General features: G+C 49.2%; 1 protein-coding gene. It reads right to left on the bottom strand.

Going from position 1 to position 242, the window contains the following annotated elements; all coding sequences use genetic code 11:
* A partial coding sequence (locus tag SB765_RS33055) for a helix-turn-helix domain-containing protein (RefSeq protein WP_410932951.1) occupies positions 1-120 on the bottom strand: 120 nt, incomplete at its 3' end.
* Positions 121-242 lie beyond the last annotated feature (122 nt).

Below are 242 nucleotides of genomic sequence, written 5' to 3'. Positions count from 1 at the left end.
GCGTTTATTCAGCCAGTGGCCAACGCCCCCCTGGGACATGCCCAGGCGCTCGGCCAATTGGTCCTGCGTGACCTTGCGGTCTTTCATGTGGGTTCTGACCAGCGCTATCCATTTATCCATGGCGCCTGACAATACGTTGCGTATTTTCCAGGGCAATAAACAGTTTGTAGTAATCCATAAAACGACATAAATACGATACGTACTATCATCGAACATAAGGTTTTCGACACCCACTCAGAGTA

The organism is Pseudomonas sp. SIMBA_067 (genome assembly GCF_046534675.1).
In the GTDB taxonomy this organism is placed as follows: Bacteria; Pseudomonadota; Gammaproteobacteria; order Pseudomonadales; family Pseudomonadaceae; genus Aquipseudomonas; species Aquipseudomonas putida.
The sequence above is the reverse complement of the archived record's forward strand: the minus strand, read 5'-3'. Positions and strand labels throughout refer to the sequence as shown.